This is a genomic window from Gilliamella sp. A7 (assembly GCF_002142015.1).
Taxonomy (GTDB): domain Bacteria; phylum Pseudomonadota; class Gammaproteobacteria; order Enterobacterales; family Orbaceae; genus Gilliamella; species Gilliamella apis_A.
In genome coordinates this window covers 1-26,365 of record NZ_NASN01000031.1, presented here as the reverse complement: position 1 = coordinate 26,365, position 26,365 = coordinate 1, and the positions used below count along the sequence as shown (strand labels likewise).

General features: G+C 33.2%; 19 protein-coding genes and 1 pseudogene. 11 read left to right on the top strand and 9 right to left on the bottom strand.

The window, feature by feature from the left end; all coding sequences use genetic code 11:
- The 7 genes and pseudogenes from B6D18_RS08445 to B6D18_RS08410 all read right to left on the bottom strand — a co-directional run.
- A pseudogene (locus tag B6D18_RS08445) lies at positions 1 to 224 on the bottom strand (helix-turn-helix domain-containing protein); the annotation flags it as partial.
- A gap of 79 nt (positions 225 to 303) precedes the next feature.
- Positions 304 to 1,179, bottom strand: a complete 876-nt coding sequence (locus tag B6D18_RS08440; RefSeq protein WP_086364056.1) for an SPFH domain-containing protein — start codon at positions 1,177 to 1,179, stop codon at positions 304 to 306.
- Positions 1,180 to 2,087: 908 nt separating this feature from the next.
- Positions 2,088 to 2,465, bottom strand: coding sequence for a pentapeptide repeat-containing protein (locus B6D18_RS13015; protein ID WP_371328890.1), 378 nt, complete (start codon positions 2,463 to 2,465; stop codon positions 2,088 to 2,090).
- A 909-nt stretch (positions 2,466 to 3,374) separates the two neighbouring features.
- Positions 3,375 to 5,678: a TonB-dependent receptor domain-containing protein gene (locus B6D18_RS08425; protein ID WP_086364054.1), complete on the bottom strand. Its 2,304-nt coding sequence runs from the start codon at positions 5,676 to 5,678 to the stop codon at positions 3,375 to 3,377.
- 89 nt (positions 5,679 to 5,767) lie between these two features.
- On the bottom strand, positions 5,768 to 6,619 hold the full coding sequence (locus tag B6D18_RS08420) for a hemin ABC transporter substrate-binding protein (protein WP_158092555.1): 852 nt from the start codon (positions 6,617 to 6,619) through the stop codon (positions 5,768 to 5,770).
- Positions 6,620 to 6,989: 370 nt separating this feature from the next.
- Complete coding sequence (locus B6D18_RS08415) at positions 6,990 to 9,293, bottom strand: TonB-dependent receptor domain-containing protein (RefSeq protein ID WP_086364052.1); 2,304 nt, start codon at positions 9,291 to 9,293, stop codon at positions 6,990 to 6,992.
- 104 nt (positions 9,294 to 9,397) lie between these two features.
- Complete coding sequence (locus B6D18_RS08410; protein WP_158092554.1) at positions 9,398 to 10,249, bottom strand: hemin ABC transporter substrate-binding protein; 852 nt, start codon at positions 10,247 to 10,249, stop codon at positions 9,398 to 9,400.
- A gap of 251 nt (positions 10,250 to 10,500) precedes the next feature.
- Between B6D18_RS08410 and hutW the strand changes: the two genes are divergently transcribed.
- The 8 genes from hutW (at position 10,501) to B6D18_RS08370 (ending at position 18,733) form a co-directional block, all read left to right on the top strand.
- Positions 10,501 to 11,916, top strand: coding sequence for a heme anaerobic degradation radical SAM methyltransferase ChuW/HutW (gene hutW / locus B6D18_RS08405; protein ID WP_086364050.1), 1,416 nt, complete (start codon positions 10,501 to 10,503; stop codon positions 11,914 to 11,916).
- 15 nt (positions 11,917 to 11,931) lie between these two features.
- On the top strand, positions 11,932 to 12,432 hold the full coding sequence (gene hutX, locus B6D18_RS08400; protein ID WP_086364049.1) for a heme utilization cystosolic carrier protein HutX: 501 nt from the start codon (positions 11,932 to 11,934) through the stop codon (positions 12,430 to 12,432).
- A gap of 17 nt (positions 12,433 to 12,449) precedes the next feature.
- Positions 12,450 to 13,088: an NAD(P)H-binding protein gene (locus B6D18_RS08395; protein ID WP_086364048.1), complete on the top strand. Its 639-nt coding sequence runs from the start codon at positions 12,450 to 12,452 to the stop codon at positions 13,086 to 13,088.
- A gap of 23 nt (positions 13,089 to 13,111) precedes the next feature.
- The gene (locus tag B6D18_RS08390) at positions 13,112 to 14,098 is read left to right on the top strand and encodes an iron ABC transporter permease (protein WP_254048630.1); all 987 of its coding nucleotides are present in this window, start codon (positions 13,112 to 13,114) and stop codon (positions 14,096 to 14,098) included.
- 13 nt (positions 14,099 to 14,111) lie between these two features.
- Positions 14,112 to 14,888: a heme ABC transporter ATP-binding protein gene (locus tag B6D18_RS08385; protein WP_371328889.1), complete on the top strand. Its 777-nt coding sequence runs from the start codon at positions 14,112 to 14,114 to the stop codon at positions 14,886 to 14,888.
- Positions 14,889 to 14,976: 88 nt separating this feature from the next.
- A complete protein-coding gene (gene zntB / locus B6D18_RS08380; RefSeq protein WP_216818910.1) occupies positions 14,977 to 15,978 on the top strand; it encodes a zinc transporter ZntB in 1,002 nt (333 codons plus the stop codon).
- A 508-nt stretch (positions 15,979 to 16,486) separates the two neighbouring features.
- Positions 16,487 to 16,627, top strand: a complete 141-nt coding sequence (locus B6D18_RS12610) for a hypothetical protein (RefSeq protein WP_158092552.1) — start codon at positions 16,487 to 16,489, stop codon at positions 16,625 to 16,627.
- Between the two features lie 189 nt (positions 16,628 to 16,816).
- A complete protein-coding gene (locus tag B6D18_RS08370) occupies positions 16,817 to 18,733 on the top strand; it encodes a DNA topoisomerase III (RefSeq protein ID WP_086364045.1) in 1,917 nt (638 codons plus the stop codon).
- Between the two features lie 57 nt (positions 18,734 to 18,790).
- Here B6D18_RS08370 and B6D18_RS08365 read toward each other — a convergent pair whose 3' ends face one another.
- Complete coding sequence (locus B6D18_RS08365) at positions 18,791 to 19,477, bottom strand: hypothetical protein (protein WP_086364044.1); 687 nt, start codon at positions 19,475 to 19,477, stop codon at positions 18,791 to 18,793.
- Between the two features lie 698 nt (positions 19,478 to 20,175).
- Here B6D18_RS08365 and mgtA point away from each other — a divergent pair.
- Positions 20,176 to 22,884: a magnesium-translocating P-type ATPase gene (mgtA, locus tag B6D18_RS08360; RefSeq protein WP_086364043.1), complete on the top strand. Its 2,709-nt coding sequence runs from the start codon at positions 20,176 to 20,178 to the stop codon at positions 22,882 to 22,884.
- Positions 22,885 to 23,268: 384 nt separating this feature from the next.
- Here the strand turns inward: mgtA and B6D18_RS08355 are convergent, their stop codons facing one another.
- Positions 23,269 to 23,484 carry a YdcH family protein gene (locus B6D18_RS08355; protein ID WP_034903410.1) on the bottom strand — a complete coding sequence of 72 codons (216 nt, stop codon included), beginning with the start codon at positions 23,482 to 23,484 and terminating at the stop codon, positions 23,269 to 23,271.
- Between the two features lie 108 nt (positions 23,485 to 23,592).
- On the opposite strand from B6D18_RS08355, the gene B6D18_RS08350 reads away from it, so the two are divergent.
- Positions 23,593 to 25,110 (top strand): helicase HerA-like C-terminal domain-containing protein, encoded by a 1,518-nt coding sequence (locus B6D18_RS08350; protein ID WP_086364042.1) that lies wholly within the window; start codon positions 23,593 to 23,595, stop codon positions 25,108 to 25,110.
- Between the two features lie 46 nt (positions 25,111 to 25,156).
- Positions 25,157 to 26,242: an AI-2E family transporter gene (locus B6D18_RS08345; RefSeq protein WP_086364041.1), complete on the top strand. Its 1,086-nt coding sequence runs from the start codon at positions 25,157 to 25,159 to the stop codon at positions 26,240 to 26,242.
- The last annotated feature ends 123 nt before the right edge of the window (positions 26,243 to 26,365 follow it).

Genomic DNA, 26,365 nt, shown 5'->3' with positions numbered 1-26,365 from the left:
CAATTATTTGTCCACATTAATTTTAGTGCTTGTAATCTTGCTTCGGCATGACGTAAATGAGGTGTTGGTTGAAAGGCGTTATCATGATGAATTGCAACCACTTGGGACCAATACCGAATCTGACGAGAAGATATCGCATATTTTTTTGAAAGAATTTCCGATGATTCTCCTGATAAGAATTCATTAGCTATGATAATTTTTAATTCTCGACTATATTTTGACATAAAAAGACCCCCAGTAATTGGTTGTCCAACTATTGGAGGGCACTTCAATTGAGCGGCTTCATTTTTGTAAATAAGTTTGTTATTTTGCATCAATAAATGGCAGTGTTGAATTTGGCAGTACGGTGGCTGGCAATCTACCATCCCATTTTTCCGCTTTTGTTAATTCAACTAGCGCAGAATTAGCTTGTAATGCTTTTGTTTTAGCCGTGATTGCCCTTGCTTCTGCCTCCCCCCTTAGAATTACAGCTTCCGCTTCAGCTTTTGCTTGTGCTAACGTACTATCAGCGATTGCCTGTGCTTTTGTCACAGCGATTTCTGCTGTGATTTTTTCTTTCTCTAAATTTTGCTTTTGAGTTTGAACTTCAACTTCCGCTTTCATTCTATCCTCAACTGATTGCTCATAAGCTCTAGAAAAATCAATATCTTCAATTTGCACTGATTCAACAATAATTGGGTAATTTTCTAATGATTGCTTAATTGCATCATTAACGTCTTTTGTTAATTGTGCACGTTTTTGCACTGCTTCAATAGCACTATAATGACCAAATACGTTTTCAATCTGGTTCGGTACTTGTCGCTCAATTGTATTTGAAGCTAAACCTTCAATATCCCTAAAATTAAGATAAACATTTTCTGCTTCTCCTGCTGGAACTCTGTATGTAACAGATGCCCGGATTTTTGCTGGTTGCTGATCTTTGCTGTATGTTGATAATTCATTGAATGAGCGATTTTGAGTTCGAGTGCTGATGTATTTGACAGAATCAATAAACGGTAATTTAAAATATAATCCAGCATCACTTGTGCGAATTATGGCGCCATTTCTTAATTGTACTGCTCGCTCACCTGCGTCTACTGTATACCAGCCAGTTATTGCGATATACAATCCAATGACGATAGCGATTGCAATAGACACAATTTTTGATATAGAAATCTCAGTAGTGTGTTTTCCTTTCATGTTTTACCTCATTTTTTATATAGTTGTATAAGAATTAATAGAATCATAATAAGTAGTGCAATAGCTATCCCATCAGAAATTGCATAGTATTCACCAATAAAAAACCGCTATGTGAGCGGTTATGTTTAATTAAATATTGAATTTAAAAATTAATCAACAAACTTTTTAGAAAAATCAGTAAGTTCGTGTTGATTGACTTTATAATCAAATATCATATTAGCGATATGCATTTTCATGCGAATTCTATACAACTTTTTGTAACGGCATAAATCCTTTACACCACACCTAATATCCAGCCAAACAACATTAATAAACCACTAAATGTTATTAAAAAACACAAGAAAGGAGGTACATTCTGTCGCTCTTAGTTAATTTCTCTTTAAGTAGGTTTGTTACGGGTATATTACAGTCTACATGACCAGTTAGTGTTATTTTCTAATTCGTATTTTTTTAATGACGTGAGTAGGAGTGAACCATACAATAACTATCTTTATTTAAATAAATTTATAGCGGTGATTATCATTATTCGATTAAATGGGTTATATTTTGTTGCTTTCACACCATTGAACCATGTTATTTCCGCATGGGTGCATGCTTGTAATAGTAAACCAGTTTTTTCTTTTGTTCTGCATTCAATATACTAATTCTTTTGCTTTAGACTCTCTATAACTTATTAATTAGTCATTATTTTGTATTTAACCATTCTGGTCGCTCACCTTTACCACAATAAAAATCAATAATATCTAATAGGTGAGGGTAAAATTTAAGCGAGTCCTCACCGTCCATATCAAGAATGTCTTGTTTGCTAAATTGACGCCATTCACTTGCTAAATGATTCTGATAATGTATATTACTACAACTACTAGCTCTGACATAATCACCATATATTGAAATAATATATTTTTCACCTAATATAATGAATGTTGATTCAGGTAATATAGTACGATTAAGGTTTGGCCACTAAGATCTACATCTCTCAGATTGACACCTCTCAAGTCTGCATATCTTAGGTTTGTGGATTGCAAGACTGCACGCCTCAGATCTGCGTGACTCAGGTTGGCATATCTTAGATCAGCATTTTTCAGATTGCTAAAAGTAAGGTTTACGCTTTCTAGATCGCAAAAATTCAGTTGAGCACCTTTTAGGTTGGTATAACTTAGTTTAGCATGTGTTAGGTTGCTATCATTTAAGCTAGCACATCTTAGGTCGGCACCTACTATTTTGCTATAACTCAGGTCAGCATCAAGTTCTATTTGACATCCATTCTTGCCATTAGAGGTAAGCAAAATTTTATGCTTTTTCAATATTTCATTTATTTCATTACTGTTTATCAATTCTCCACGTTTTAGTTATTCATTAGTAAATTCGATGATAAAATTATAAAAGTGATTTTTTAACATTCGCGCTGTTTTATATCTTAAATTAAAAGCTCTAAATATTTTGTACCTAACTGCTGATTACCCTTGCTTTAATTCTATAATGCAAATTGTGACAACATTTGAAAATTAGTTTAAGTGTTGTGTATTTTAAGACACTTTTTATCATCTCTAACGTTTGTTGTTATTTAATTCCTTTTGGCAAGGCCTCTGCTTTGATATTAATGATGCTGTTTGGATATTAGTAAGACAAATATAATTTTCGATTTGTCTTATATAATGATTTATTCATAATATCTATATTGAAAAGGCTTTTATATTTTTCTATGAATGATAGAATTTATAACACAAAGATACAAAAAAATTTATAAGGAATTAGATATGGCGCTAAATGGATGGGGAGTGTTTTTACTTACTTTGATTATTTATTGGTGGGTTTATTTTGCTGTTTTAGTTGTTGGTATATTGCTTTTATTCTCATCTCATAAATTTTTAAGAATTACCGGGATATTTTTTATAATTGTTCCTATATGTTGTTATCTTTTTATGTTTCTCTTCTTAATTTTTTTACCTAGATTTTCAGTTGGATAAAAAAGAGCATAATATAACAAAGATTACAATAATCATGTAATTATTTGATTTAATTACATGATTAAATAGTTTATTTTTGCTTGAAATTAAAGTATAGCTAAAAGATTAAACTGATTTTGCTATATACTCTTATTATTCAAAAAATAAAGTTAATTCAATAATTATATTAGTTATGATAATCAAATAACCCGCAAAAGCGGGTTGTTTGATTTTTGCGATTATTTGATTTTAGAAATCAATGTCTAAACCTAGTTGGAAAGTACGACCTGGTGCAGTGAACATATCTAGGTATTTATGATCTGATGTACTATATAATTTATTATTACTTAGGTAATCCCAATATTTTTGATCAGTAAGATTGTAGATCCCACCATTTAGTTTCACGTTTTTGGTGATATTGATATAACCAGTTAAATCCACAATGCCATGACCAGCAATTCTAAAGTAGTCATCTTTAGAATTAGCAATAGGTTTACCTTCATTGTTATAAGTTTCACGAGATGTTGCTTCGGTTTTTTTGCCTTTTTGGAAAGTTGCAGTAATTGCTACACCATAAAACTTATTCGGATCGTCCCATGCTAAGCCGATAGTGCTTTTCATTGGGGCAATAGAATCCATTTCAATATATTTATCCCCTAAATAACTCGATTTTGATTTGCCTTGGTTATAACCAATTGCGAATCTGGCACTTAAACCATTAACCGGTTCAATCCATTTTCCGATATTGAATTCACTGCTTAGTTCAGCACCATAAATATAGGCTTTATCACGGTTCTCTGCTTGATAAACAATACGGTTACCAACGCCAACGAAGTTTTTATTATAGCGAGTATAAGCGATAAAGTTTTTATATTTATTATAAAAAGCTGATGATGAAAGTGTCACACCCGATACAGGTTGGCCTTTTAAACCTAATTCAAAGTTGTCACTAGTTTCGGTTTTAAGATTTGAATCACCCACTAGTACATACATAGTGCTATGTGCTAAATAAGAGCCATAAAGTTGGTTCTGATTAGGCATTTGTGCAGCTCGCTTATATTGTAAATAAGCAGTAAAATTAGGGGTAATATCATACATAAATGCCATGGATGGTAATACTTTAAAATCGCTATTGCTATTGTATTGTTTACCCAATTGACTACTATTTATTTTTGATAATGACATATTTTCAAGGTTGCGCGGTTTAGTATTTTGGTAAACAGCTCTGACACCAGGAACTAAATAAAAATTATTACTGTCATTAACATTAAAGTTTATCCGATCTTCGAAGAAGCCACCGAGTTGATAACTACGGCTATCGGCTTGAGGTTTACTATAATCTCCATCAGGAAAAAATGATGCATTTGGAGATTTAGCTGATGAGAAGAATGGCGATTCATCTTCGCTCCATTTACCATTTAAACCAGCACTAATGCGTTGATTATCATAGCTTTTGATTAGAGTCGTAATAAAGTTATAAGATTTCGTGTTATAGTTGGTTTGGGTATTAAAATTGCCTTTAGTTTTATGACGAAGGTCGGTACTGTCATAAACATTAGTTCGTTGATAATTCAATTGGGTGGTTAAACTATCAATCCAACTGATATTTGTCGGTTTCCATTGATCTTTAATTGCAAGATTGAAACGATTGTTTTTGCTTCTTTGTTTATCAAATGATTCAACTTTTTTACCATATCTATCCCAAGTATCATAATGAGAGTTTTTGGTTTTATTATTGTAATCAACAGTGGTGTTGATTAAATGTTCATCGGTCATTTGCCAACCAAAACCAGCTAAGATTGAATTAGAATGCCAATTTTCCGGATAGCTACTGATTGAATCGCCATGATTACGCGTTTGTTGCCCATCGCGTCGACTTAATACCAAAATACCATTGAGATACTCATCACCACCAGCCATGGTTAAACCCTGATGATAACTTCGGTCGGCGCTATCATAGTTGTTTTGAAAACCGAAATAACTGGTTTTTCCTGGATAAAGATAATAACTGGCGGTTTTAGTTTGAAATGATACGGAGCCTCCTAAAGCATTGTTAGCGTTACTTACCGAGGTTGCGCCTGATTGGATATCAACTTTATTGTACATATAAGTATCGATATAATCTCGCCCGATACCATAAGATCCAAATCCAGCTCGACCTACTGAATTAACCCGACCTTGGGCAATAGGTAATGGCATACCATCAATATCGATAGAAACACGGTTAGCATCTAAGCCGCGAATATTATAGCCAGTAAATCCACCACGGTCCCAACTGCTTTTACCACTGCCTGAACCAGAAATACTACCAGAGGCTGATATCAACGGTTGATAACGCATAATGGTACCAAAGTTAGTCCCTCCATCACGGCGAATATCTCGCTCAGAAATTTCGGTATTTGTTCCGGGGTTTTTTGTTGCTTCATGAGCGGTAACGGTAATTGTATCAATATCGTTTTGATCATTAGGTTTATCCGCTGCAATAGCAGGTAACACCAATGTTAAACCTATTGCTAATGAGCTGGTATTTTTTAAATATTTAAACTTTAACATGTTAGTCCTTTCAAATCTTATGTACTAAATAACAAAGTGCATATCTATTACTTCAATTAAAAAAATTTTATAAAATTTTTTAAAATAACTTATTGCGGATAAAAACCTTGGAAAAGTATTTTGGCTGCTTCATCAACCCGTGGGCCAATACCAAATAAATAGCTATCATCAATAATGATAATTCGATTATCTTTAAATGCTGCAGTTTCAGTAATACCAGGAATAGTATTAACTTTATCTAGTCCGCCTAGTTGATCAATCGAATGTTTATTCAATATGATAACTTCCGGATTAAGCGTAATTAATGATTCGGCAGTATAACTTTTAAAGCTATTATGATTAGCAAGATTTTCACCACCAGCAATTGTAATTAATGCATCAATAGTTGTGTTTTTCCCTGCTACTGAGTTAGTCCCTCCCATGCTCATTAAAGCTAAAACCTTAGTTTTTTGTGGGTATGTAGCAATTTTCGTTTCTAGGTCAGCAAGATTCGCCCTGATTTGATTGATGAGCACTTGACCTTCTTTTTGTTTATCTAATTTAACTGCAATTTTATTAATATTTTCGTAAAGTAATTCAATTGTCCCTGGTACACGTTTCAAAGGTAGAACATCTACTTTTGACTGATTAACTTGATCAATAATATTCTCAGGTTCAACATCATTTAACGTGATAAACAGTGATGGTTTTAACGATAAAATACCTTCAATGTTTAATAATTTCCAATAACCGATTTGTGGCAATTGTTTAACTTTTTCAGGAAAACTACTTGTTTTATCTACACCGACAACTTGATCTCCAGCGCCAAGAGCAAACACAATTTCAGTTAGAGCACCGCCGGCAATAACAATCCTTTCATTAGCTGAACTGATATTAACAAGGCTATTAATACTGAAAATTAGCAAAAAAAGCGCAAATTTTTCCATAAACTTCTTTTTCATGATTGATGTACCTACCATGGCTTAAAATTTAGACTATATAATATAGTGAAAATGAGAACTATTATCAATATAAAATATATAAAGAACAGTTGTTGATGAACAAAAAAAAGACAAATTTAAAAATAAAATTAGGCTTTTTTTTAAATAAATAATAAATTTATAATCAATAAATTATAATTATGAAATTAAGAAAAATTTTTTCAAACACCGCTAATTATTAGCTAGATGACTAACTATATTGCTATTAATGCAAATTTAGTAATCATTTGATGATAATTTGTAACTAATTTTAGCTGTTATTTTATTTTAAAAAATAAGTAATTCGCAGAAACACGGCCAAAAGTTGGCCGTGTGTTATTTGTGTTTTATATTAAAAATCAATATTTAAACCTAATTGGAAAGTACGACCTGGTGCAGTGAACATATCTAGGTATTTATGATCTGATGTACTATATAATTTATTATTACTTTGGTAATCCCAATATTTTTGATCAGTAAGATTGTAGATCCCACCATTTAGTTTCACGTTTTTGGTGATATTGATATAACCAGTTAAATCCACAATGCCATGACCAGCAATTCTAAAGTAGTCATCTTTAGAATTAGCAATAGGTTTACCTTCATTGTTATAAGTTTCACGAGATGTTGCTTCGGTTTTTTTGCCTTTTTGGAAAGTGGCAGTAATCGCTACACCATAAAACTTATTTGGATCGTCCCATGCTAAACCGATAATGCTTTTTAATGGAGCAATAGAATCCATTTCAATATATTTATCCCCTAAATAACTTGATTTTGATTTGCCTTGGTTATAACCAATAGCAAATCTGGCACTTAAACCATTAGCTGGTTCAATCCATTTACCAATATTAAATTCACTGCTTAGCTCAGCACCATAAATATAAGCTTTATCACGGTTCTCTGCTTGATAAACAATACGGTTACCAATGCCTAAAAAATCTTTTTTATAGCGAGTATAAGCGATAAAGTTTTTATATTTATTATAAAAAGCTGATGATGAAAGTGTCACACCTGATACAGGTTGTCCTTTTAAACCTAATTCAAAGTTATCACTGGTTTCGGTTTTAAGATTTGAATCACCCACTAATAAAGCTATACTACTATGGGCTAAATAAGAGCCATAAAGTTGATTCTGATTTGGCATTTGTGCTGCACGCTTATATTGTAAATAGGCAGTGAAATCAGGGGTAATGTCATACATAAATGCCATTGAAGGCAATACCTTAAAATCGCTGTTACTATTGTATTGTTTACCTAATCGATTACTATTAATATTTGTCACTGACATATTTTCAAGGTTACGTGGTTTAGTATTTTGATAAACAGCTCTAACACCAGGAACTAAATAAAAATTATTACTATCATTAATATTAAAGCTTATTCGATCTTCGAAGAAGCCGCCAAGTTGATAACTACGGCTATCGGCTTGTGGCTTACTATATGGACCATCGGGAAGAATAATGATATTTTCTGATTCAGCCGATGTAAAAAATGGTGATTTATCTTCACTCCATTTACCATTTAAACCAGCACTAATGCGTTGGTTATCGTAACTTTTGATTAAAGTGGTAATAAAGTTATAAGCTTTAGTATTGTAGTTCGTTTGAGTATTAAAATTACCTCTAGTTTTATGACGAAGGTCGGTACTGTCATAAACATGGGTTTGTTGATAATTCAATTGTGTGGTTAAACTATCAATCCAACTGATATTTGTTGGTTTCCATTGCTCTTTAATTGCGAGATTAAAACGATTGTTCTTGCTTCTTTGTTTATCGAATGATTCAACTTTTTTGCCATATTTGTCCCAAGTATCATAATGAGAGTTTTTGGTTTTATTATTGTAATCGATTGTGGTATTGATTAAATGTTCATCCGTCATTTGCCAACCAAAACCAGCTAAGATTGAATTAGAGTGCCAATTTTCCGGATAGCTACTGATTGAATCGCCATGATTACGCGTTTGCTGACCATCGCGTCGACTTAATACCAAAATACCATTTAGATACTCATCACCACCAGCCATGGTTAAACCTTGGTGATAACTTCGGTCGGCACTGTCATAGTTGTTTTGGAAACCGAAATAGCTGGTTTTTCCCGGATAGAGATAATAACTGGCAGTTTTAGTTTGAAATGATACGGAGCCACCTAAAGCATTGTTAGCGTTACTTACCGAAGTTGCGCCTGATTGAATATCAACTTTATTGTACATATATGTATCAATATAATCTCGCCCAATACCATAAGAACCAAATCCGGCTCGACCAACACCATTAACTCGACCTTGGGCGATAGGTAATGGCATACCATCAATATCGATGGAAACACGGTTAGCATCTAAGCCGCGAATATTATAGCCAGTAAATCCACCACGGTCCCAACTGCTTTTACCACTGCTTGAACCAGAAATACTACCAGAGGCTGATATCAACGGTTGATAACGCATAATGGTACCAAAGTTAGTCCCTCCATCACGGCGAATATCTTGCTCGGTGATTTCGGAATTTGTTCCGGGTTTTTTCGTTGCTTCATGAGCGGTAACGGTAATTGTATCAATATCGTTTTGATCATTAGGTTTATCAGCAGCAATAGCAGGTAATGCCAATGTTAAACCTAATGCTAATGAGCTGGTATTTTTTAAAAATTTAAAATTCAACATCCTAGTCCTTTCATCGATAATCTAATAAATAATAAGAGCGCTCATTTATTGCTTCAAATGATAAAAATATTAATAAAAATTATAAAAATAGTTATTCTAAAAATTTATTGAGGGTAAAAACCTTGAAAAAGTATTTTTACTGCTTCATCTACTCTCGGTCCAATGCCGAATAAATAGCTATCATCAATAATGATAATTCGATTGTTTTTAAAAGCATCTGTCTCTGAGATGCCAGGAATAGTATTAATTTTATCTAAACCACCTAACTCATTGATTGAATGTGTGGTTAAAATAATAGCTTCTGGATTCATCGCAATTAATGATTCAGTTGTATAAGTTTTAACACTGTTATGGGTAGCAAGATTTTCACCGCCAGCAATAGTGATTAATGCGTCTGTAGTCGTATTTTTTCCTGCAATCAAAATGCTTCCCCCCATATTCATGATGCACAACACTTTTGTTTTATGTGGTTGAGTTGCTATTTGAGTTTGGATGTTAGAAAGATTCTTTTTGATTTTATTGATTAGTTCTTGGCCTTTTTTTTGTTTATCCAATTTTAAGGCAATCTTATTAATATTTTCATAAAGTAAATCAATTGTGGCTGGTACACGTTTCAACGCTAGAACATCAACTTTTGCTTGCGTTAATTGCTGAAGAATATTATCGGTTTCAGTATCATTGAAACTAATAACAAGCGAGGGATTAAGAGATAGTATTGACTCAATATTTAGTAATTTTAAATAACCAATTTGAGGGAGTTGTTTTACTGTTTTAGGAAATTGACTAGTGCTATCAACTCCGACAACCTGATCACCAACACCCAGCGCAAACGCAATTTCAGTCAGTGCGCCACCTGCGATCACAATTCTCTCATTTGCATAACTGAAATTAATAAAGTTATGTACACTAAAAATGAATATGAATAATAAAATATTTGCCATAAATTTCTTTTTCATTCTGTATTTTCTCATTAAAAAGTTTACAAATAGACCAATCAATATATTGAAAATGATAATCATTATCAATATGTATTAATAATAATTTATAAGAAGTTTTAAAAAAATAGGAACTAAAGCTAAAATAATTTTATTATTCAAATAAATAGTAAATTCATATTACATAACAAATAAATAAATAATAAAAAAACATTGATAAGTGAGAATAATTATTATTTAATTCAGCAAGATTATTTTTATGAATGGAAGTTATGAAATCATTTGATGTAAGTGCCTATTACGCTTTAAATTCAGTTTTACCTTTTAAAGATCGTTGGGCTGTGATGCCATTACAAGCTAGTTTACCTGTTCCGCCTCAAGAATTAGAGCAACAATGGAATAACCTACAAAATTCAAATTTAGCTGGGAAAAAAAGGTTAATTTATTTACATATTCCTTTTTGTGACATTCATTGCCAGTTTTGTGGTTTTTATCAAAATCCATTACGTAAGTTTGATACCAAAACTTATATAGACTATTTGCTACAAGAAATATCTCTAGAAATCAATAGTAAAGCAATGCAGTCAGCACCAATTCATGCTATCTATTTTGGTGGTGGAACGCCTTCAGCATTGGCTGCTGGACAATTAGCTCGAGTAATCAGTTATTTTAAACAATATGCCCCTTTAGCGCCTGATTGTGAGATTACCGTAGAAGGTCGAATCTCTGATTTTGATGATGAAAAAATTGATAGTTATATTGAGTCAGGCGCTAATCGTTTTTCGATAGGTGTACAAACATTCAATACTGAAATTAGACAAAAATTAGGACGTCAATCATCGGAAAAAGAGATTATTCAACGTTTCGAAAACATTGCTGCACGAGATAGTGTGGCATTAGTTTGTGATTTAATGTTTGGCTTACCTAACCAAACAACGGCTACTTGGCAAAGAGACTTAGAAATTGCTGATCAACTTCCGCTTGATGGCGTTGATCTTTATTCTTTAAATCTTTTGCCAACAACTCCTTTAGCGAAAGGGGTTGAAAATAGAAGAATTGAATTACCATCGGTTATAGATAAATGTGGTTTTTACCATCAAGGTGCTGAATATTTAGCTAAACAAGGCTGGACACATTTAACTAATGCTCATTGGGCTAAAACCAGTCGTGAGAGGAATTTATATAATTTTCTCATAAAGCAAGGCTCACATTTTTTTGGATTTGGTTCTTGTGCGGGTGGTAAATTAAATGGTCAATCCTATATGATCCATCGTGATTTAAATCAGTATTATGCATTATTAGACCAAGGTAAAAAACCACTAATGATGTTAACTGATAAACCATTACTTGGCGATTGGTTACATAAATTACAAGCTGGCATAGAGAAAGGCCGAATTGATTTGACCCAATTAACCGATCGAGCAGAATTGTTCGATCCACTGATTAAACAGTGGCATGAAGTAGGGTTATTACAAAATGAAGATCACTGTTTACAACTCACGTTATCGGGACGTTTTTGGTCGAGTAATCTTTTACAAGCCTTACAGCAACTGTTATTGCAACTTAATAACCCTGAACATCTCGAATTACAAAAACAAATGGCACAAGCTAGACAAACCATGCAAAAAAGTAATGGTGTTGCTAAAGGCCATCCTCATATGCAAAATATCCATCTAAAAAACAAATAATTAAAGGAAATTACTATGTCAGATAAACCAACTGTTTTAAATAATCTTGCAGCTTATATGCAATCAAATCCAGAAGAATTATTAGAAAAAATCGCGCAAGATTATAAAGTGACACTTACACAAGTAATCCAAGCAATACCTGATGTTAAAATTGTTGATGGTAGCAATTTTGATATGATCTGGGAGGAGGTGACAACTTGGGGGGATGTATTATTTTTAATTCATACTGGGGATATTATTGCCGAGATTTCTGGAGAACTGCCCCCTGGAACGCATAGTCAAAAATATTTTAATTTACGTCATCAAAAAGGCTTAAGTGGTCATATCAAAGCGGAACATTGTCTACATATTGCGTTTATCGAACGAAAATTTATGAAAATGTCGACAGCATCGATAATTTTCCTTAATCATTTAGGTCAATCAATGTTTAAAATTTTTGTCGGTCGTGATGAAAAACACCAATTAAAAGCAGATCAACTTGAAAAATTCCGAGCATTAGCCGAAAAAATCAATTAATTTTAAGAATTATACAAATGAAAACATTAATTATTTTTGGTGTAAGCGCACATCTGGGTACTGGCTATCAAGTATCTCAATTAGTAAAACAATGCCATCCTCAGTGGCGTTGTATTGTATTAGTTCGAGATGCTGTATTTGCTAAACAATTAGCGGAACAAGGTATTGAAACTCATGTTGGTGATGCAACCGATAAAGAACTAGTTAAAAAGATCTGTCAGCAAGCAGGGCCTGAAGCTATTATTATTTCAACGCTAGGTGGTGAAACGGGGAATTATATTGCTCAACGCATTATCATTGATTGTGCTGAACAAGTTGGCATCAAACAGATGCTTTTAGTCACTTCACTTGGTTGTGGCGACTCATGGCCAACATTATCCCTACGTGCTAAACAAGCATTTGGTTATGCTGTTCGAGAAAAATCACTAGCTGAAGTTTGGTTACAAACAAGCTTATTAAATTATGTGATTTTAAGACCTGGTGGCTTGCGTGATGGCGAGATAACTGGTAAAGGTCAGTGCTATAGCGCTCAAGAAGTTCATGGCTTTGTATATCGAAAAGAATTAGCCAGAATAATCATTGATAAAATTGCTAATCAACAATTTGATAATAGTACCTATAGTGTTGTCGACCCAAATCTAACAGTAAATTATTAGTATTAAATATATGAGGTTAATTGGTGCGCAAATCTAGCCAACCAATATTATTATTGGGATTATTTATTTTGCTATTAATTTTAATGATCTATTCAGCAAACACAGGAGCATTAAAATTATCATTTACACAACTAATGAATATGTCATTTGATGATCCTTTATGGAATATCTGGTGCAATATTCGTCTACCAAGAATTATTTTAGCGATAATTGTTGGTATAGCATTAGCAAGTGCAGGAGCTGTTATGCAAGGTTTATTCAGAAATCCTTTAGCTGATCCTGGCTTGTTAGGTATTAGTAGTGGGGCGAGTTTAATGGTCGGTATAACAATTTTATTTCCTGCTGTTTTCCCGCCAATTATGATGCTTTACGGCAAAATGGTTGCAGCATTTGCTGGTAGCTTATTTATTTGTGCACTTATTTACCTTTATAGCCTTAATGAACAATGTAATCTAGCAAAAATGATTTTACTCGGTGTTGCTATTAATGCCATCATTGGAGCTGTAATGGGCGGCTTGAGTTATATCAGCGACGAATCTCAACTAAGACAAATTTCTTTATGGTCAATGGGCCATTTAGGTAAAGGTTCATGGAATCTGGTGATTGTGTCGCTATCGTTAATTTTTCCAGCATTATTGTGCTTAATTAAATTAGCTCATCAGCTTAACATATTACAATTAGGTGATGAAGATGCCCATTATTTAGGCATTAATGTTGAACGCACTAAACGCTATCTTTTACTGCTTTGTGCTGTGTTAATTGGTACATCAGTTGCGGTAAGTGGCATTATTGCTTTTGTCGGTCTAGTTGTTCCGCATATGATTCGTTTGCAAATTGGAGCAAATCATAAATGGTTAATTCCTGGATCTGCATTAGGTGGTGCCTGTTTACTTCTGTTAGCAGATACCTTAGCTAGAACGTTAGTTGCCCCGACAGAAATTCCTGTTGGTCTCTTAACGAGTCTTATTGGTGGTCCATATTTTCTTTGGCTTATTTTAAGACATAAATAATTGGTGGAAATTTATTGTGTTAATTGCTAAAAATCTGACATTTGCTTATAGCAGCCGTATGATAATTGACGATGTTTCTTTATCGATAAAATCTGGTGAAATTGTTATTATTATTGGCCCTAATGGTGCTGGTAAATCAACCTTGTTACGCCTATTAACAGGTTATCAAAAACCATCTTCAGGTGAATGCTATTTACTTGACCGTCCTTTGTCACAATGGCCTCAGAAACAATTGGCTAAAACAAGAACTGTGATGCTGCAACAAAGCCAACTTACTTTTCCATTCAAGGTAAAAGAAGTTATTGCTATGGGGCGAGCGCCTTATGGTAAAGTCCATTTTAATGAAGCAATTGATGAAGTTATGTCACAAACGGATTGTTTGCAATTTGCTGAACGTGATTACCGAGGATTATCTGGTGGAGAACAACAAAGGGTACAATTAGCAAGAGTTTTAGCACAATTATGGCAACCGGAACCTAGTGAAAAATTATTGTTTTTAGATGAGCCTACATCAGCTCTCGATCTCTATCATCAACAACATACATTACGATTATTAAAGCAATTAGCGATTAAACAGAAATTAGCCGTTTGTTGTGTTTTACATGACCTCAATCTAGCAGCCTTATATGCGGATAAAATAATTTTGCTTAATAAAGGTAAAATTGTTGAACAAGGTGCCCCTTCACAAGTTCTGACGGTAAAGAATATTCAACGTTGGTATGGGGTCGATTTAGGTATTTTTGCTCATCCTAGCCAATCATCAATACCGCAAATCTATTTAAATCCTTAAAAGTAAAAAATATCGATTACTAATCATTCGCTGCATTTTTGCGCAAAATCAGTATATAATTAAGCAAACTGAATAAATGGGGCTGATGATGACTAACGAAAATAGTGATAACTCTATTCTGGTTTCAGATCTACTTGCAGCACAACCTGTTTTTAGTTGCCAATTGGATGGTAAAGGAAAAGCAAATCCTTTAAACGATAAAACTAAAGCTTCTACTAAGCAACCATATTGGATTCATCTGGATTTTGCTAAAACTGAAACTATTAATTGGATTAATCAAACAAATTTAATACCGGAACTTGTTAAACATGAGTTGATTAAAGCTAATCAATTTCCAAAGGAGATCCGTTGTGATTCAGGTATTTTAGTGGTCTTGAAAGGGGTAAACTTTACTCCGAATGAACTCCCTGATCCTATTGTTACTTTTCGTTTTTATATCACCGATAATTTAATCATTTCAACCAGACATCAAAAAATAGATGCAATCATTAAATTAAAAGAAAATTTAGAAAAAGGTATTGGCCCTGTTGATGTTGCCGATTGGCTGATACAACTTTCAGAATTAATATGTGATCAAGTGAATTTATCTTTTGATGGTGTCCACAATAAAATAATAAAATTAGAAGATTTATTATTAAATCAGCGGATATTTTCCCATAAAGAAATCGGCAGAGTGCGCAAACAACTTTTCATTCTCCGTCGTCTACTTTCGCCACAGCGTGATATTTTTGTAAAAATTTCGACTGAAAGAATATCTTGGATTGATGATAATGATCGTCAACGGCTACATGATATCTCCAATCAACAAAATCATTATGTATCTGAAATTGATAGCTGCCTAATTAGGATTGGTTCAGTTATGGAGCAAATAAATAGTATTTTGGCTGAATCGACCAATAAGCGTATCTATTTAATGTCACTATTTACCATTATTTTTACACCAATTACATTTATAACAAGTTTACTTGGGGTTAATTTAGCTGGTATTCCTTTCAATGAAAAAGAATGGTCTTTCATTGGTTTGATCGTACTATTAATTGTGATTAGCATAGTATCGGTTCTATGGCTTAAGCTAAAAAAATGGTGGTAAAGGGACTGACTTTTAAAATAAATAAAAAATGGCAAATACTCATGAGATTAGGAATAAACAGAAAATAAAATTGTTATTTGCAAGCGTACCACAAACACTTTTACCCGCTGATATGAAAAGAGATCTAAGCAATGCTTATATAGATAACAAATTACAAGCTAATTCAGTAGTAATCAATATTGGTTGCTTGCTTGTTTGTTTCTTTTAGCTGTTAAATCGAAATCTGAACTGATTAGTTATATTTCACAAAAATATATTAAGGATGATACTAACATTGTTCACAATTTATAAATTGTGAAACAATTCAATTGAAAGCACCTATAACTATCGTGATGAAAAATAATAGGCTAAAACTTTCATATAAATCTGTTAATTGCTATGAATAGACTAACCTTTATTCTTACAAAATTGCCAAAAAATTATCTATTAAAATTAATTACTGAAAATTATTTTCAGCAAATTCTTAGACTTGAATGGACTAAAAAGTTGTGTAACAATCTCCATTTCTATGCAAAATTGGTTAACGGTAAAATTGGTTAATGCTGGCGTAAGATTTATCATTTTAACAGGTAAGATTATGGTTGTAGATACATTATCTTCATTAGCTAATAATGAGATTATGAAAATAGACGTTGAATCTATAGAATAGGCGAGAGGTAAGGAACGAGTGCTAATTAGTTCAGCAAAGCTGATCTTAGCTTGGTTACTAAATCATATATCATTTTATTGCAATGCAAGTAATCAGGCTGCTATTAAGCTTACTAGCAAATTAAGTTATAGTTTAAATAAATCCGATAATGGGTACGTCGTTTAAAATTTATGATTAATAATAATTATTATGCAGTCTAATCAATCTTTTCGCTTATTTATTGCCGAAAAACCCAGCTTAGCTAGGGCTATTGCTGATGTCTTGCCGAAACCTCATCAAAAAGGGAATGGATTTATAAAAGCTGGTAATGGTGATGTTGTTAGTTGGTGTATTGGCCATTTACTTGAACAAGCCACGCCCGAGGTATATGATGAACGATATAAAAAATGGGCACTTGATGATTTGCCTATAGTGCCTGATAAATGGATATTGATGCCTAAAAATAGTACCGAAAAGCAATTCAATATTTTAGTGGATTTGATTAAATCTGCAGATCAGATTGTTCATGCTGGTGACCCAGATCGAGAAGGGCAGTTATTGGTGGATGAAGTGCTAAACTATTGTCAGCTAACACCGGAAAAACGTAAAACTATCCAACGTTGCTTGATTAGTGATTTAAATGCCAGTGCTGTTGAAAAGTCACTTGAACAGTTACGTAGTAACCAAGACTTTATTCCTTTGTCCACCTCGGCATTAGCTCGAGCGAGGGCTGATTGGCTGTATGGCATGAATATGAGCCGAGTTTGTACTCTGGTCGGTCAACGTAATGGTTATCGAGGCGTTTTGTCAATTGGCCGAGTACAAACACCTATTTTAGGTTTAGTTGTTAGGCGTGATTTAGAGATAACTCAATTTGTTCCTAAACCATTCTATGAAGTATTTGCTATATTGCAAACCAAACATAACGAAATATTTAAAGCCAAATGGCAACCAAGTGAAGCTTGTGCACCTTATCAGGATGAAGAAGGTCGTGTATTGGTTAAACGGCTGGCTGAAAATGTTTGCCAACGAATAAAAAATCAGTCAGGGATCATCGATAAAGTTAGTAACAAAAAGAAAGAATTAGCGCCTCCAATGCCGTTTAATTTATCAGCGCTACAAATTGAAATGGCAAAAAGGAATGGTTTAAGTGCACAAGAAGTGCTTGATATCTGCCAATCTTTATATGAAAAACATAAATTAATTACTTATCCTCGTTCCGATTGTCGTTTTTTACCAGAAGAACATTTAAAACAAATTAATGGTGTAAAAGCTGCCATCGAAAACAATTGTTCAGAACTGCAAACTGCGATTAATGATGCCGATTTCACTTTACGTTCTAAAGCGTGGAATGATAAAAAAGTTGACGCACACCATGCCATTATTCCAACTTTGCGTAAAACCAAAATGGATAATTTATCTTCTAACGAGCAAGCAGTATATCAAGTGATAGCAACACAATATTTGGCACAATTTTATCCTGTTTATAAATATGCCGAATTACAAATAGATGTTGATATTGGTGGTGGTAAGTTTACTTCTAAAGCCAATCAAATGTTAGATGAAGGTTGGAAAGTTTTATTTAGAAGTAAAAACTATCAAGCCGAGAGTGATAAAGATAGCAACGAGAATAATGGCTTATTAACCAAATTAGTTAAAAAAGGCGAATTAGTACAATGTATTGATACAGAGTTACTCAGTAAAGAAACACAACCGCCACGACCTTTTACCGATGCAACTCTACTTTCAGCAATGACAGGTATAGCAAGATTTGTTAAAGACCCTGAGATAAAAAAAATCTTACGCGAAACCGATGGATTGGGCACTGAAGCGACACGAGCAGGAATAATTGAACTTTTATTCAAACGGCAATTTTTGACCAGACAAGGTAAATCAATACGTTCAACACCAATTGGTCAGAATTTAATTCTATCATTGCCCGAAAGTGTCTCAATGCCAGATATGACTGCACATTGGGAGTTACAACTAGAAGAAATTAGTAAAAAGGAGTTTAGCTATCAGCAGTTTATGTATCAATTAAATTCATCTTTGCTGAGTCTGGTTGAACAACTAAAACATTCACGATTGAAAATTCAATCTGCATCCCCAAATATGAAAAAAGGATAATCGATAATATTGCAATTATTGATTATCCTTTTAATGGATAAATCCAAACAATTTTAGTTAGTCTGTTGTTTCTTCATTTTCAAATTCTTGTGAAATGATAGACTCATTTATTTCCTGATTTTCAGCAAGTATATTCGTAAATTCTTGATTTGCTCTATTTAAAAAGTCACTATCTTTCAAAATTAAGCGATAAGTATTTAATCTTTTTAATGGTCCTTTAGCAAATTGATTAACTATGAAAATCATAATAAAAATTGTTAAAAGAGAAATAATCACATTAATAATCCAAGCTGATTTAAAGATAGTATGCAAATTGGTTATTAACATAATAAATGTAAACAGACAAACAGCGGCACTTAAAATTATCTCTTTAATTAAAAAAGGTTTTAGTAACTTAAGTCGATTTTGTTCGATAGCAAAATATTGAGTGAATTGATTTAATTGAGATAGTTCAATAATGTTATGTTTATCAGCATTAACTAATGAGATAGCAATTCTCTCTTTATTAATACTACCTGATTTATAGAAGCAGACTTTTTCCCAAATTAGTTTCTTCTTAATGTTATTTAAATAATCTTTTTGATAATTTGGTTGTGGTGTTTTTTCTAAAATATCTGCATATTTAATAATATTGTCAAAGTAATTTTTTGGTGTGTTTTTTTTATAAATAAAGCCAACAAAAGAGAGTGTAAAAATAAGAAATAAATTAAACCAATTATCTTGTAATAGTTGTGTAAGATCCATTGAGATTAACCAATATTGATGACAATTGGGCAATTGTAACTGATATTGTATAAAACAGGTATTAATTCTATACAGCATTTTCTAATAACCGCATTATTAGTGCTGTTTTTAGGCAGCCATAAATCTAATTTTACATATTAGGTTGACTTCTTGAACTTAAAAGCGTATAAAGTGCTCGCCTTTGAGCTTTTCTTACTTTTTTAACTATAAGGTGGTTAAAAATGATGGTTAAGAAAAGTTGAAATACAAAGTGATGAGTTCAATTTACAGGAGAAATATGGACACTCAATCGGGTCACCCCAAAATGTGGGGAGATAAATTCAAACACATCATTATCGGTTAATGAACCTGTCTAAATAGTAATTTTTTCAGTTCACGAGCCGAAATTGATAAAAACGGTAACGGTGAACGATATGCAATTTTCTACACGCTATCACACAAACTCAAAACATCATTGTGCTCATAAAGTACTTTTACGAGTATTGTATCTTACTGATAAACATTTAGAGCCACCTAGTTGTATCTAATTCTTAATTAAATTTATTTTTCAATAATTTTATTTCGTGCCAAGCATTAGCTTTATTGGCTACTTATTGCTTTGCATTTAAATTTTGGTCAATTAAAACTTATTAATGCCTTGTTATGTTTAACTAAGGAATAGGTTTCTTTTGTCTAAAAAATATAGATAGGTACCAACTATGATTAAAAACACATCTAAAGTAAAGACAGAAAATACTTTAAATATAAAAGCACTTGAGGAAGCGCAAAACAGTCTAGATAACATTTTATCTAAATTTCAATCAAGCCTTTCTGGGTTAACCCAAGAAAATGCAAAATCAAGATTGGAACAATATGGTAAAAATGAAGTAGCTCGGGAAAAAGTTCCTTCGGCTTTTGTTCAGTTGTTACTAGCATTCAAAAATCCATTTATTTTTGTCTTGTTGACATTAGCTATAGTTAGTTTTGTGACTGACTATTGGTTACCACTACAAAGTGGTGAAGAGACTGATCTAACAGGCATTATTATCATTTTAACCATGGTAACATTAAGCGGCTTACTTCGTTTTTGGCAGGAGTTTCGCTCAAATAGAGCTGCTGAGGCACTCAAATCAATGATTCGAACCACTGCTACAGTTCTACGTCGGCCAAGTAAAAATATGCCAGCTGAACATATCGAAGTGCCTCTAAGTGATATTGTCCCCGGTGATATTGTATTTTTATCTGCCGGTGATATGATTCCAGCGGATATTCGTTTAATCGAATCAAGAGATCTATTTGTCAGCCAAGCAGTATTAACCGGTGAATCAATTCCAGTTGAAAAATACGATACCTTAGGTGCGGTATCACAAAAAACGTCTGAAGAAGTGAATCCATCTGAAATTAATAAAGATAATGTTCTTGATGTCAATAATATCTGTTTTATGGGTACCAATGTAGTCAGTGGCACTGCAAAAGCGATTGTTGTTGCTACCGGTGCAGATACCCATTTTGGTTCGTTAGCAAAATCCATTGTGGGCTCCAGAGCTGAAACTTCCTTTGATCGTGGTGTAAATAGCGTGAGCTGGTTATTGATTCGCTTCATGTTAGTAATGGTTCCGATTGTATTACTGATAAATGGTTTTACTAAAGGTGATTGGGGCGAAGCTGTTTTATTTGCCTTAGCTGTGGCGGTTGGTTTAACGCCTGAAATGTTACCGATGATTGTTAGCGCCAACCTAGCCAAAGGTGCGGTAGGAATGGCAAAACGCAAAGTGGTGGTTAAACGGTTAAACGCAATACAAAATTTTGGTGCGATGGATATTTTATGTACTGATAAAACCGGTACCTTAACCCAAGATAAAATTATTTTAGAACATCACTTAGACATTAACGGTCAAGTTGATCCATCTGTGTTACAACTTGCATGGCTCAATAGTTACTATCAAAGCGGAATGAAAAACTTGATGGATAAAGCAATCATCCGTTTTGCTGAAGAAAAAACCAGTGTTAAAAAAGTCGGCGTTGGTCTTTATCGTAAGATAGATGAATTACCGTTTGATTTTGTTCGTCGTCGTTTATCTGTAGTTGTGCAAGGCAATGATGATAATCACTTACTGATCTGTAAAGGTGCAGTTGAAGAAATGTTATCTATTTCGGATTTCGTTTATGAAAATGGTGAATATTTACCACTAGATGAAAAACGAAAACAAGCATTAATTGAACTGGCTCATAACTATAATAAAGACGGTTTTAGAGTATTAGCTGTTGGCGTCAAAGAGATTTCAGCGGCACAAACTAAAACGCAATACAATGTCCAAGATGAGAAAGCATTGGCTATTCGTGGTTTCTTAACCTTCTTAGATCCACCAAAAGAGAGTGCTTATGAGGCTATTTCAGCATTAAACGAACATGGAGTTGCGGTTAAAGTTTTAACTGGTGACAACGAAATTATCACTATTAAAGTGTGTCGTGAAGTTGGCTTGGAGCCAGGTATTCCTTTATTAGGTACTGAAATTGAAACAATGGATGATGCAGAGCTAAAAGTAGAAATTGAACAACGTACTATTTTTGCTAAGTTAACTCCGTTACAAAAATCTCGCATAATTCGATTATTACAAGATAACGGCCATACAGTTGGTTTTTTAGGCGATGGTATCAATGATGCTCCAGCGTTACGCGATGCCGATGTTGGTATTTCGGTGGATACCGCAACTGATATTGCTAAAGAATCGGCCGATATTATTTTGCTGGAAAAAAGCTTAATGGTATTAGAAGAGGGGGTAATATGTGGTCGTGAAACCTTCGGTAATATCATGAAATACCTTAATATGACGGCAAGTTCTAATTTTGGTAATATCTTCTCTGTATTGGTGGCAAGTGCATTTTTACCATTCTTACCAATGTTGGCGATTCATCTACTTATCCAAAACCTGTTATATGATATTTCACAATTATCATTACCATGGGATAAGATGGATGAAGAGTTTTTACAAAAACCACGTAAATGGGATGCGCCAAATATTGGACGCTTTATGATCTGGATCGGCCCAACATCTTCCATTTTTGACATAACAACTTATGCATTAATGTGGTTTGTCTTTGGTGCTAATAGTGTAGCAGCTGAATCTTTGTTCCATTCAGGTTGGTTTATCGAAGGATTGTTATCCCAAACCTTAGTGGTACATATGCTAAGAACACAAAAAATTCCATTTATTCAAAGTACAGCAGCATTCCCAGTGATTGTTATGACTATGCTAATTATGGCTGTGGGTATTTATATTCCATTTTCACCAATTGGCAGCTTAATTGGTCTGCAACCATTACCATGGTCATACTTCCCATGGTTGGTTGCAACATTATTGAGTTACTGTGTTGTTGCCCAAATAATGAAAAAGATTTACATCAAACGCTTTGGACAATGGTTCTAAAATAATAACTTTGATGTAAGTTATGCTTACATCATTAACTAAAAAATGTATAAATATTGAACTATTATGTTATAGTAATGACATCATTGAAAAAGCGATTAAACATTATTATTAATAAACTAATATTTATACATTTAATCGGCATCTTTAAAATATTTTAAGGAGCATTCATTTAACAATAACAACAAGAGGAGTAAAAAATGAAAACCCCACACAAAAATTTAATTACACTAATCAAAAACCGTAAATTGAAAAAAGCACAAGAACGAGTGAATAAACAATAACCGGTAGATTGGTGGAAAAAAATAACTTGAGATAAACCCCATAATTTGGGGTTTTTTTATAGCTTAAAGTAGAATTAATCAAGATTATTGTTTTGAAATATTAGGCTGTTGCTTTTTTCAAAACTTCATAAATTTGGTCTTTTAATTTTAATTTTTGTTTTTTCAAGCTTTCAATCGTTTCAGATGTATCAACGGCAATACCCGCTTCAATATTTTTAATTTTTTGGTCAAGTTGATTGTGTTCTTCAAATAGTTTTTGAAAATGTAAATCAGTGTTTTTTAACTTAGAGATTAAATCACGATATTCTGGAAACATACTGCCCCCTTACAAGATGAGTTAAAATAATAACAATAGCAGTTATTACTATTTCAGCTTACAATATTCTTGATTGTTTTAATAGCAATTTTTGAATGGGAGATGTTTATGAGTGAAAAGATCGTTATTGCGAAAAGTGAAGGTAATGATTTATACATCCTTGCATCGTTGGCAAATCGCCATGGTTTAATAACTGGTGCGACAGGTACCGGTAAAACTGTAACCCTACAAAAGATAGCAGAAAATTTTTCGCAAATTGGTGTACCGATTTTTCTGGCTGATGTCAAAGGTGACTTGACTGGTTTAGGAGAAAAAGGGGTACTATCTGATAAATTACAAAAACGATTGGCAAATATAGATGTAACTGATTGGCGCCCTGATTCATCACCTTTAGCGTTATGGGATGTATTTGCTGAAAAAGGGATCCCAGTTCGTAGTACGGTTTCCGATATTGGTCCTATTTTATTGGCTCGATTATTAAATCTGAATGATGTTCAATCAGGCGTTTTACAACTTGTATTTAAAATAGCGGATGATAATGGTCTGTTATTGCTTGATTTTAAAGATTTACGCACCTTAATACAGTTTATTGGTGATAATGCCAAAAAATTTACTACACAATATGGCAATATTAGCGCCTCATCAATCGGTGCAATACAACGAGGATTATTATCACTTGAACAACAAGGTGCCGAATTCTTCTTAGGCGAACCTATGTTAGATATTAATGATTTACTACAAGTTAATGAACACGGTCGTGGCATTATTAATATTTTATCGGCAGATAAACTTTATAATTCGCCTAAACTATATTCAGTATTTTTATTATGGTTATTATCTGAATTGTTTGAGCATTTACCGGAAGTTGGCGATCTTGATAAACCGAAACTGGTTTTCTTTTTTGATGAAGCTCATTTATTGTTTAATGATATTTCCCCAGCTTTATTAGAAAAAATCGAACAAGTTGTTCGTCTTATTCGTTCTAAAGGTGTTGGTATTTATTTTTCAACACAAAGTCCAACAGATATTCCGGAAACTATTCTTGGCCAGCTAGGTAATCGCGTTCAACATGCATTACGAGCTTTTACACCTAAAGATCAAAAAGCGGTTAAAGTAGCAGCGCAAACCATGCGAGCCAATCCAAACTTTGATACAGAAAAAGCGATAATGGAACTTGGAGTTGGTGAAGCATTAATTTCATTTTTAGATGAAAAAGGGCGTCCTAGTGTAGTACAAAGAGGGATGGTAATTGCTCCAGAATCGAAAATGGGAACCATGACTTTAGAAGATCAATTAGCAATAATCCATCAATCCCGCTTTTATTCTAAATATTCAAACACTATAGATCGTGAATCAGCTTATGAAAAACTCAAACAAGGTTTCACGATTAATAGCGAAAATAATCAATATTCTGCAGAGATAAATTCAGAGCAGAATCAATCAAATAATGACCAACATGGTGGTGTAATGGATTTTCTAGGATCACTAATTTTTGGTTGGAAAGGCGCTAAAGGCGGGCAACATGATGGTGTCGTGCAAAGCGTAGCTAAAAGTGCCACTAGGCAAGTCGTTAATCAAATAGGCAGGCAAATTACTCGAGGAATATTGGGTGGTTTTAGAAAGTAAGCTTAATTAACAACAAATAAACTAATAAAACAATAAGGAGTAATAGATGTTAAAATTGTTTATTGAATGGTACAAAAAACGCTTTACCGATCCTCATGTGGTATCGTTACTCATTGTTATCATTGTGTTATTTTTTATCATCTATTTCTTCAATAAAATTTTACTGCCTATCTTAATTGCGATTGTTTTATCTTATTTACTCGATAGACCGGTTAATTATTTGCAACGCAAAAAGGTTCCTCATACATTAGCCGTCGTGATTGTACTGTTACTATTTATGTTTGTCGGATTAACCGCCATTATGATTTTATTACCTTTAATTTGGCAACAAAGTGTTAGCTTAATCACTAATATTCCCAATATGTTGAATTTTGCAAATAAATTTATTACATCTTTACCAGAACACTATCCTGAATTAATTGATGTTGGTCTATTCGATTCAATAATTCAGAGTATAACCAGTAGAGTTGTGCAAACAGGCAATTCATTATTACAGTTTTCAATTAGTTCTTTATTTAGTTTAGTTTCAGTGGCCATTAATGCAGTATTAGTACCAATTATTATGTTTTTCTTATTGAAAGATAAAGCGAAAATATGGGCTTACTGTTCTAAGGCTTTACCGAAGAATCGTACCATATTAAATAAAGTCGCCTCTGAAATGGATATGCAAATTTCCAACTATATAGTCGGCAATGTTTTACACATTGTTATATTAACTATCTGTGTTTATATCCCATTTTGGTATTTTGGTTTAGATTATGGCTTATTATTAGCTGTTTTAGTTGGCCTCTCCGTACTGATCCCTTATATTGGTATTATTATCTCTAGTATTCCGGTGGTGTTAATCGCACTCTTTCAATGGGGCTTCACGGCACAATTCGGTTATTTAATCTTCTTCTATATTCTAATTCAAGCTCTTGATGGTAATTTATTGGTTCCCTATCTGTTTTCTGAAAAACTCAACCTTCATCCATTAGTCATTATTGTTGCTGTCATCATATTTGGCGGCTTATGGGGATTTTGGGGAGTATTTTTTGCCATACCGCTTGCGACATTAGTTAAAGCCATTATTAATGCATGGCCAAATCTTGAAGAGATAAATAATATAAAAAGCGAAAAAAAAGCCGATTAATTGGATAATCGGCTTTAGTTAAAAAATTAATAATAGGTTATTTGGCTTTGATGTATACTCATTAGAGGCTATCTTTTTATGGGCCTCTTATATATCAAAATTATTTAATACTAATACTAATAC

Bases quoted from the DNA above. Each gene is read 5' to 3' on its own strand.
- B6D18_RS08440 (WP_086364056.1), bottom strand. From the start codon at position 1,179: ATGAAAGGAAAACACACTACTGAGATTTCTATATCAAAAATTGTGTCT.
- B6D18_RS08425 (WP_086364054.1), bottom strand. From the start codon at position 5,678: ATGTTAAAGTTTAAATATTTAAAAAATACCAGCTCATTAGCAATAGGT.
- B6D18_RS08420 (WP_158092555.1), bottom strand. From the start codon at position 6,619: ATGAAAAAGAAGTTTATGGAAAAATTTGCGCTTTTTTTGCTAATTTTC.
- B6D18_RS08415 (WP_086364052.1), bottom strand. From the start codon at position 9,293: ATGTTGAATTTTAAATTTTTAAAAAATACCAGCTCATTAGCATTAGGT.
- B6D18_RS08410 (WP_158092554.1), bottom strand. From the start codon at position 10,249: ATGAAAAAGAAATTTATGGCAAATATTTTATTATTCATATTCATTTTT.
- hutW (WP_086364050.1), top strand. From the start codon at position 10,501: ATGAAATCATTTGATGTAAGTGCCTATTACGCTTTAAATTCAGTTTTA.
- hutX (WP_086364049.1), top strand. From the start codon at position 11,932: ATGTCAGATAAACCAACTGTTTTAAATAATCTTGCAGCTTATATGCAA.
- B6D18_RS08395 (WP_086364048.1), top strand. From the start codon at position 12,450: ATGAAAACATTAATTATTTTTGGTGTAAGCGCACATCTGGGTACTGGC.
- zntB (WP_216818910.1), top strand. From the start codon at position 14,977: ATGACTAACGAAAATAGTGATAACTCTATTCTGGTTTCAGATCTACTT.
- B6D18_RS12610 (WP_158092552.1), top strand. From the start codon at position 16,487: ATGCAAAATTGGTTAACGGTAAAATTGGTTAATGCTGGCGTAAGATTT.
- B6D18_RS08370 (WP_086364045.1), top strand. From the start codon at position 16,817: ATGCAGTCTAATCAATCTTTTCGCTTATTTATTGCCGAAAAACCCAGC.
- B6D18_RS08365 (WP_086364044.1), bottom strand. From the start codon at position 19,477: ATGGATCTTACACAACTATTACAAGATAATTGGTTTAATTTATTTCTT.
- mgtA (WP_086364043.1), top strand. From the start codon at position 20,176: ATGATTAAAAACACATCTAAAGTAAAGACAGAAAATACTTTAAATATA.
- B6D18_RS08355 (WP_034903410.1), bottom strand. From the start codon at position 23,484: ATGTTTCCAGAATATCGTGATTTAATCTCTAAGTTAAAAAACACTGAT.
- B6D18_RS08350 (WP_086364042.1), top strand. From the start codon at position 23,593: ATGAGTGAAAAGATCGTTATTGCGAAAAGTGAAGGTAATGATTTATAC.
- B6D18_RS08345 (WP_086364041.1), top strand. From the start codon at position 25,157: ATGTTAAAATTGTTTATTGAATGGTACAAAAAACGCTTTACCGATCCT.